The organism is Enterococcus sp. BSD2780061688st2 D3, assembly GCF_005844145.1.
Lineage (GTDB): Bacteria > Bacillota > Bacilli > Lactobacillales > Enterococcaceae > Enterococcus_B > Enterococcus_B durans.
Genome location: NZ_SPHN01000007.1, coordinates 52704 through 61406, shown reverse-complemented (window position 1 = coordinate 61406; position 8703 = coordinate 52704). Strand labels below are relative to the sequence as shown.

General features: G+C 38.5%; 9 protein-coding genes. 2 read left to right on the top strand and 7 right to left on the bottom strand.

The window, feature by feature from the left end; translation table 11 throughout:
- Window positions 1-548 precede the first annotated feature (548 nt).
- The gene (locus FGQ66_RS07295) at window positions 549-1400 is read right to left on the bottom strand and encodes a hypothetical protein (RefSeq protein WP_138302071.1); all 852 of its coding nucleotides are present in this window, start codon (window positions 1398-1400) and stop codon (window positions 549-551) included.
- A gap of 249 nt (window positions 1401-1649) precedes the next feature.
- Here FGQ66_RS07295 and FGQ66_RS07290 point away from each other — a divergent pair, with 249 nt between their 5' ends.
- Entirely contained in the window at window positions 1650-2783 is a 1134-nt protein-coding gene (locus FGQ66_RS07290; protein WP_113846482.1) for an alcohol dehydrogenase catalytic domain-containing protein, read from the top strand.
- A gap of 26 nt (window positions 2784-2809) precedes the next feature.
- Entirely contained in the window at window positions 2810-3124 is a 315-nt protein-coding gene (locus FGQ66_RS07285) for a YrhK family protein (protein ID WP_138302070.1), read from the top strand.
- A gap of 175 nt (window positions 3125-3299) precedes the next feature.
- Here FGQ66_RS07285 and FGQ66_RS07280 read toward each other — a convergent pair whose 3' ends face one another.
- The 6 genes from FGQ66_RS07280 to msrA all read right to left on the bottom strand — a co-directional run bounded on the left by FGQ66_RS07280 (window position 3300) and on the right by msrA (window position 8645).
- Window positions 3300-3767: a GNAT family N-acetyltransferase gene (locus tag FGQ66_RS07280; RefSeq protein WP_138302069.1), complete on the bottom strand. Its 468-nt coding sequence runs from the start codon at window positions 3765-3767 to the stop codon at window positions 3300-3302.
- A 169-nt stretch (window positions 3768-3936) separates the two neighbouring features.
- Complete coding sequence (locus FGQ66_RS07275; protein ID WP_138302068.1) at window positions 3937-5190, bottom strand: PTS sugar transporter subunit IIC; 1254 nt, start codon at window positions 5188-5190, stop codon at window positions 3937-3939.
- A gap of 34 nt (window positions 5191-5224) precedes the next feature.
- A complete protein-coding gene (locus tag FGQ66_RS07270) occupies window positions 5225-5542 on the bottom strand; it encodes a PTS lactose/cellobiose transporter subunit IIA (protein WP_005877906.1) in 318 nt (105 codons plus the stop codon).
- Window positions 5543-5562: 20 nt separating this feature from the next.
- Window positions 5563-5883 (bottom strand): PTS sugar transporter subunit IIB, encoded by a 321-nt coding sequence (locus tag FGQ66_RS07265; protein ID WP_005877911.1) that lies wholly within the window; start codon window positions 5881-5883, stop codon window positions 5563-5565.
- Window positions 5884-6445: 562 nt separating this feature from the next.
- The gene (locus FGQ66_RS07260; protein ID WP_113846485.1) at window positions 6446-7441 is read right to left on the bottom strand and encodes an aldo/keto reductase; all 996 of its coding nucleotides are present in this window, start codon (window positions 7439-7441) and stop codon (window positions 6446-6448) included.
- Window positions 7442-7850: 409 nt separating this feature from the next.
- Window positions 7851-8645 (bottom strand): peptide-methionine (S)-S-oxide reductase MsrA, encoded by a 795-nt coding sequence (msrA, locus tag FGQ66_RS07255; RefSeq protein WP_138302067.1) that lies wholly within the window; start codon window positions 8643-8645, stop codon window positions 7851-7853.
- Window positions 8646-8703: the final 58 nt, after the last annotated feature.

Below are 8703 nucleotides of genomic sequence, written 5' to 3'. Positions count from 1 at the left end.
TTTTTTTTGAACTAGGGCCGAGGGGGTGCTCTTTGAACACCGTCTATTCGGGTTATGAAAACATGTTTCACTAAATTGTGAAAAGAGCGTTTTGCCCCGAGCACTAGTAAGAAAAAATGAAAAATTACTCCTCATATTTTGCATTTTTTGAACTAGGGCCGAGGGGGTGCTCTTTGAACACCGTCTATTCGGGTTATGAAAACATGTTTCACTAAATTGTGAAAAGAGCGTTTTGCCCCGAGCACTAGTAAGAAAAAATGAAAAATTACTCCTCATATTTTGCATTTTTTGAACTAGGGCCGAGGGGGTGCTCTTTGAACACCGTCTATTCGGGTCAAGGAAAAGATGTTTCCTAAATCGTGAAAAACTAGTGATTCAACTCCCCCATTTTTGAATCTTTTAACTAGTAGCGTACTTCTAGCCCCTGATTTTTATAGACTGTTATGCAAAGAAGCGAACCTATTCTCTCCAGAATATGCTCGCTTCTTTCATTTTGTTGATTTGTTCTACTATTATATTATTGGAACAAAATACATTTATTCTCTCAGTTACTTTGGCACTCGCTCTTTTTTCTTATATCGCACAAAACTGTATAGCCCAAGGATCACACCAAGGCTAGCAACGATTCCTCCTGAAATGACAAAATAGGAAAGAACGGTTTGAATATAGCTAGCCATCAATACCTGAACAGCTGGGGATCTAAATTCCAGATTTTGCGACAAACGACTCAAGTAAAGAGCACCAGCAACTATGAGTAGCACACCGCCTACTACCCCCAGTTGCAAAGAAGTATACCGTATGAAACGACCAATATTTTTTCTTGATAAAAGAATGATAATGAATTGGCAGACAAGAAAGATACTGAGCATGATCAGAAAAAGAAAATCGCCTTTCTCCATCGTCTCGATCATATTATGAATAAAGTAAAAGAGATAGTAGCTTCCTGCTGTTCGCTGAAATTGATTCACCAAGGTCACTTTCATTGTTTCGATCTTATTTTTTTCTGTCTCATCCAACGTCAATTGATGCTCTTGTATGTATGATTGAAGCACACTGTCTATTTTTTCTGTTACCTCCGTTGTTTCACTTACCTTACGTTTGCTTCCTGTATATGTATCATGGATGAATACTTTGATCGACTGTTCGATAAACGTTTGTGGGATCGAAGTAGCGATGACTTCTACATATTCACTTTCTTCCAAATTATCTTCTCGAAAATTTTGGCTGATTTCATTTGCAACGAGTTGACTGTACTCTGTTTTTTTCGTCTGTTCGAGCAAAAAAGACTGATTAAAAAAAGTTCCTTTGACAATTCCTAAAGAAATCGTTCCTAATAACGAAACCGTACAAATCAGTAATAAAACACCTAACCTGATACGGGATGTTTTCTCTTCTTCCATCGATTCCCTCCTTTTATGGATATATATTTGATCATAAACGTTATTTTAATAAAACCAATACATCTATTGTACTATTATACTAGCATTAATTTGTTATCTCAATCATAACAAAGTTATTTTAATTATCACTTTCTATTTTGAACAAGCATTTTATTATCAATATGGTCAAGCCTCCTTTAGAATGAAAGTAGATTACACCTAGAAATAATGATTGGTTGCTACCTGTTCTTGATGAGAGGAGATTTTTTTATGAAAGCTGTTACTTGGCAAGGCAAACAAAAAATGGAGATTCGAAATGTTGAGGATCCCAAAATTTTAGAACCCACCGATGCGATTATCCGTATCACCGCTACAGCAATTTGCGGCTCCGATCTGCATCTTTATCATCATGGTGAAGCTGTTTTGGAAAAAGGATATGTCGTAGGTCATGAACCGATGGGCATCGTTGAAGAAGTTGGTTCTGCTGTTACCAAGTTGAAAAAAGGCCAGCGTGTGGTCATCCCTTTTAACATCAGTTGTGGGCATTGCCACTTTTGTCTGAACGAGATGGAAAGTCAGTGTGACCGCTCGAACTCTGATCAACTGTATGGTGGATTATTTGGTTTTGGTAGTCTGAATGGCAACCATTGGGGTGGACAAGCAGAATATCTTAGAGTACCTTTTGCAGATACCACTTCTTTTATCGTACCAGACAACGACCTAGCAGATGAAAAAGTTCTTTTCTTATCTGATATTCTTCCTACAGCTTATTGGAGCGTACAAAATGCGGGTGTGAAACAAGGCGATACAGTGATCGTCTTAGGGTCAGGCCCTGTCGGATTATTTGCACAAAAATTCGCAACGATGGCAGGCGCTTCTCGCGTGATCGCAGTTGACCCTGTGCAACATCGAATCGATAAAGCAGGAAGATACAACAATGTAGAAACATTTCTCTTAGAGGATGTTCAAAATGCAGGTACTGACCTCTATGAATTAACAAAAGGCGGTGCGGATGTCATTATAGACTGTGTGGGAATGGATGGATTAGAACCGGTCAAAGAAAAGGCGAAAAATCTAGTTAGCTTACAAAGCGGAACGATTTCACCGATTCAGATTGCTGCAAAAGCAGCGAAAAAATTTGGAACTGTCCAAATCACAGGCGTTTACATGACTCCTGCTTCATCGTATCCTTTACAAGAATTTTTTATGCGAGATATTACTGTGAAACACGGTCAAGCGCCAGTCGTTCACTTGATGCCAAAAATCTACGAGATGATTGCCGATAACCTGTTTGACCCAGCACAAATCATCACACATGCAATGCCATTAGCAGATGCCGCACGCGCATATGAAATCTTTGACAAAAAAGAAGATAAAAATATCAAAGTTGTTTTGAAACCTTAGTTTTAATCAATAGTTAGGTGAGTTAAATGCCAGAAATCAAGCGAAATACGCACGAAATAGATATTGGAAAAGAAGAAGATATCGAGATACGCGGTCAACGATTCCGTCTTTATTTTCAAAATCGTTATACTTTGCTTTCACTCGCAGTCGATTTTTTGACAGGAATCTTCTATATTTTTGGAAGTATTGCTCTTCTGACAAAGATACCCGATCGGTACAGTACCTACTGCTATCTTGCAGGAGCGGTCTTTTTGACAGCCCGCCCTATCTTAAAAATCATCCGTAATATCTTTATCTACGATGAAAAAAAGAAAGAAAAACTTCAGCAAAATAAAACCTAAGTTTTTATTAGAGGGAAAAGCTGCGTGTCACACTTATCCAGAATGGATAGCTATCGTTCTCTTGTTTAAAAAAAAGCACTTCTTTCCTTTATAAACAAGCAACCGTGTAATCTCGAAAATCTAAAAAAGATTTTCAGATTACGCGTTTTTTTAGGCTGAGCTTTGCTACACTTCTTTAGTCTTCGGCAGTATCGATTTGATACATACGCACTGGTATTCCTTCGTTATCTTGAACCATCGCTAAAAACTCCCAATCATATCTTTCATAAAAATCAGTGTGATCCGTCACGAGATACAACCGTTCGATCCCCATATTTTTCATGTCTTTTCTAGCTAACATTAAAATTTCTTGTGCAATCCCCTGATTCCGATACTCTTTTTCTACAAATAAAGCACACAGATTAGGCGTTAAATCCGGACGATCATGAAAATCATTGTCGATGATCCCCGCACCAGCGATGATTTCTTCGTCTTCATTTAATACGATATACCACTGAGGAACTGGTTGTACTTTTGAGATGGCTTCATCAATACTTTCTTCATATACTGAATAGGGCAGATGCCATTTAGAAGCAAACCATTCCGCTGCCTGCTTTTTCCATTCGGGTCGTTCCCTTAACTTTATTAGTTGGTATCCTTTCATATTTCTCCCACTCCCATTCACATTTGCCCTATTATAGCATGCTTATTCGTGAACAACTCCCCTGTTGCTTTTTTCTACTAAAAAGCAAAGAAGATGAGATAAAAGTAAAGATCACTTTTATCTCATCTTCATATAAACTGCATTATCGTAATGCTCGATAATCAACTATTTAAGCGCTTAATTCTTCTTTTCTTTTTTCTTGGATCGTCGCTACTTTAACGAACGGTAGATAGATCAAGACTGATAATAGCAAGTTGACTGCGGCTAAGATACCGCCAGAAATACTTTTCGTTGCTAAGACCCCGCCAATGATTGGTGGTGTTACCCATGGTGGCATAACTGTAGCTGCTGGAACTAGACCAGTAGAAGTAGCAAAGTAAGCTACAGATACTAAAACCATTGGTGTCAAGATGAACGGAATGAACATGATCGGGTTCAATACGATCGGCAAACCAAACATTGTTGGTTCATTGATGTTGAAGATACCTGGTGCGATCGACAAGTTCGTCACGACCATGTATGGTTTGTTTCTGCGGCCAACTAAGTAAATCGCTAATAGAAGACCTAAAGTAGCTCCTGTACCACCTAAGTTAACAAAGCTGTCAAAGAAAGGTTTGTTAACGATGAATGGTGCGCTGTGTCCTGCGGCAATTGCATTCACATTTGCTTCAATTGCTGGTGCGTTGATTGTTTGCATCAATGGATCGACCATATTTGCACCATGTAAACCAAAGAACCATAAGAATGGTGTGATGAAAGCTAAAAGTAGTGCTGATGGGTAAGAGTTTGCTAATCCCATGAATGGTTCTTGAACAAGTGTATAGAATGCACCAACTATATCAGCCACGCCGAATGCAGCAAAGATTGCAGCAACCAATGCAAAGAATGAGATCGTGATCATTGCTGGTAATAGTGAAGCAAAAGCTTTCGCAACTGCTGGTGGTACACCATCAGGCATTTTGATGATCAATTTTTCATTTCCACTTAAACGAACAAAGATTTCTGTTGAAATAATCCCAACAATAATAGCAATAAATAAACCATTTGAGCTCATGCCCAAAGCTCCGCCTAGAGCGAAGAATGATCCTAAAGAAATAACGCCGGCAGATACGCCGTCTTTACGATAACCGTTTGCTAAATGATAAGCGAGTAAGAAAGCAATCAAAACAGAAAGGATCGCAAAAGTTCCGTTCCAAGCTGATGTTCCGAATCCTTTCCAAGCTTCTCCACCAAAGATGGAATTCATCAATTCTTGGAATCCTGGAATCGGTAAGTTATTGATCATTACCGCCAAAGCACCCAAGATCATTAATGGCATACTAACCATAAATGAGTCACGAATCGCAACTAAATGGCGCTGTGCCCCAATTTTAGATGCGACAGGTATAAAATGTTTCTCCATAAATGCAACAAATTTATCCATGTTTCTTTCCTCTTTTCTATTTTACCATTTCGATTTATGCGTCTAAGCGACGGTATAGATCGATAATTTCTTTTGCTAAATCAGTAAAAGCAATCGAAGTCATCAGGTGATCTTGACTATGAACAGTCAATAATGTTACTTCCACATGATTCCCTTGAGCTTCTTGTGTCAGCATTTCTGTTTGAGAATGATGCGCTTGTACCAAAGATTCTTCTGCATCTTTGATTTTTGCATCGGCTAATTCAAAATCGCCTTTTTTCGCAGCGGCAATCGCTTCCATTGCATCGCTTTTTGCATTTCCGCCAAACATGATCAATCCCATGATGGCTTCAAGATTTTTTTGATCCTCCATTGTGATTCCTCCAATCCTTCTTATTTATTGATTAATGATTCTGCTTGTTCCAATACTTTTGCACCATTCATCATTCCATAATCTTGCATATTGATAACATCCAAAGGAATACCTTTAGGTGCAAGTTTTTCAGCAAATTGATTCTGCATGAATCGTACTTGTGGGCCTAATAATAAAACGTCTACATTTTTTGATTCTAATTGATTATCTGCATCGGATGCTGATACAGCAAAGATATCCGCTTCGACTCCTTTTTCTTCGGCTGCTTTTTGCATTTTTGTTACGAGTAAACTAGTACTCATTCCTGCTGAACATACTAACATAATTGTTTTCTTTTCCATGTGGAACACTTCCCTTTCTTGTTTCTTACACTTTTATATAAAGCAAGTATCGTGCCAACTTTTAAAGCGCTTCACCCTTGATATAATAGCGTTTTCAACATTTTAGAGTGTACGTCCACATCTGTTTTTCGTTTGCACACTAAAAATAGTGTGCAAAAAAAAGAGAGTTAACCTCTTTTTGCGCCAATCTCCTAACACTATCTATCAATGCTTTTCAGCTACATGTGTGTTCTAGTGATGTTTTTCTTTCTATACTCACAAAATCAGTACTCTATGATAGTACTCCGGCAAAAAAAATATCGCTAATTCATACAGCACGTTAAATGAAATAAACTACGCCTCGACTTTTTTTAAATCCCACTTCATAACCACGACAAAAAGAGGTTGGGATAGAAGTGTTTAACTCCGAGAAATAAGAAGAAATTCACGAAAATTGTTTTTCAAATTTTTGTGAATTTCGGCTTATTTAAGAAGGAGTTACTTCTGCTCCCACCGTTTATTCGTTTTTAAAGAATGAGACAAAAGTATTTCTTACTTTTGTCCCACACTCAAACTGATTACTTTAGTCCTGTTGTAAAATCGTTTCGATTTTATCCTCTTCTTCTGGTGAAAAATGGAGATTGTCCATCATTCGAACACTTTCTTGTAATTGACTTAGACGACTTGCTCCCACAAGCACGCTCGTCACTGACTCCTGCCTTAAATTCCAAGCTAATGCCATCTGCGCAAGAGACTGATTTCTTGTCTCAGCTAATTCTTGCAACAAAGTGATTTTATGCAAAGTAGGCGTTACTTGATCTTCTGAAAGAAATGGGATCTCTTTGCGATGGGCACGAGAATCTTCAGGAATCCCATTCAAGTAACGTTTTGTCAGCAGACCTTGAGCTAATGGGCTAAAAGTGATTGCTCCAAGGCCATTTTCTTCAAGTACAGGGGCTAGATCATCCTCTAGCAATTCTCTTGAAAACATGTTGTAACGCATTTGGTGGATGATAAAAGGCGCCTCTTTTTTTCGAAGAATCTCAGTCATTTTCTGCGTATCTTCTCCATTATAGTTAGAGATCCCAACATACAGCGCTTTTCCTTGGCGAACCAGTTGCATCAATGCTTCTGCAGTCTCTTCCAAAGGTGTTTCAGGATCTGGACGATGGTGGTAAAAGATGTCCACATAATCAAGACCCATTCGTTGCAAGCTTTGGTCACAACTTGCAATGATGGATTTACGTGAGCCCCACTCACCGTAAGGACCTTCCCACATATGGTACCCTGCTTTACTTGAGATGATCATTTCATCACGGTAAGCAGTAAAGTCTTCTTTGAAGATCCGACCAAAGTTCTTTTCTGCAGCTCCAGCCGGTCCACCATAATTATTTGCTAAATCAAAATGAGTGATCCCCATATCGAACGCGCCTCTTAAAATCTCACGTTGATTACTGATTGGATCATGATCTCCAAAATTTTGCCATAGCCCTAAGGACAATAGTGGCAGCTTCAATCCAGATTTTCCCGTTCTTCGATACGTCATTTTTTCGTAACGATCCTGTTTTGCTACATACATTGCTATCTCTCCTTTATCTTTTTAGCATAGCCACTCTAAAAAAAGCGCTATCATTTTATTTGTTCATCGGTTTTCGATTTACCAATGGCACCTCTGTCAAACAGCGTCCATCACCCTCCTATATAGACTGAGTGATTCTAGTTCAACTGTTACAGTTAATTATACCCTTTGGAACCAAGCATTACTAATTTTTACAGCAACTATCATCTTGTATGCTTGCTATCTGCTGAAAAACTTTTTTCAACACCCTGACTTTCTAGCAACACTCCATTAGTCACTATATATAGTAGGATTCTTTAAAAAAATTCCAGAATTTAAATAAGTAGGTAAAACTTGATCGGTGCTTTTCAAATGAAGAAGCAGATTTATAATAGAAATTAGTGACTTTGATTCCTTCCCCTCCTGTATCTCATTTTTTCCGTTTAAAGAAAAGATAGAGTTCATGAGAATGCTTCATCTTTTTGTAGCGTTTAGGCTGTTTAAGATAGAAACGTTGATGGTAGTTTTCAGCAGGCCAAAAAGTTGTCGCATCGCGAATCTCAGTGATGATTGGCTGATTGAATCGTCCTGATTGGCTTAATCGTCTTTTTGATTCTTCTGCTTCGGCCCGTTGTTTTTCATTTTCAACAAAAATAATCGAACGATATTGTTTGCCACGATCCTGAAATTGTCCAAACGCATCTGTTGGGTCTGAAATTTGCCAGTAGATGTCCAGTAATTCAGTATAGCTGACCTTTCGTGTATCAAACAGGATTTCCACCGCTTCAACATGTCCTGTATAACCTCCGCTGACCTGATCATAACTCGGATGTTCAACCTCCCCACCTGTATAGCCTGATAAAACAGAAAGGATTCCTTCTTTCGTTTCAAAAGGTTCGACCATACACCAAAAACAACCTCCAGCAAAGATAGCTCTTTCTTGATACGTTGGATCGGTGAGCTGGTGTTTAGAAAAATCATAGATCGTTTCTTCGTCTTGTTCTCCCGTAATTTCCGCATAGAAATCCATGACATCAGGGGTTAAGTTTCTACGAATGGCTAAAGGACGCAAATCAGCCTCTAGTTTTTCTACTTCTTGTTTGACAGAAGCCTTCTCCCCTAGCCGTTCTTTTGTCTGTCGAAGTAGCGTCCTTTCCCATTCCCGCGTGTTAGGGTTCAAGATCAAATTATAAATAGTTGCAATTACTTCTTCTTCATCCAACATCATTCACTCCCCATTTCTGTTATATACTTTATCGCTTTTTTGAAATGATTTTATTGAA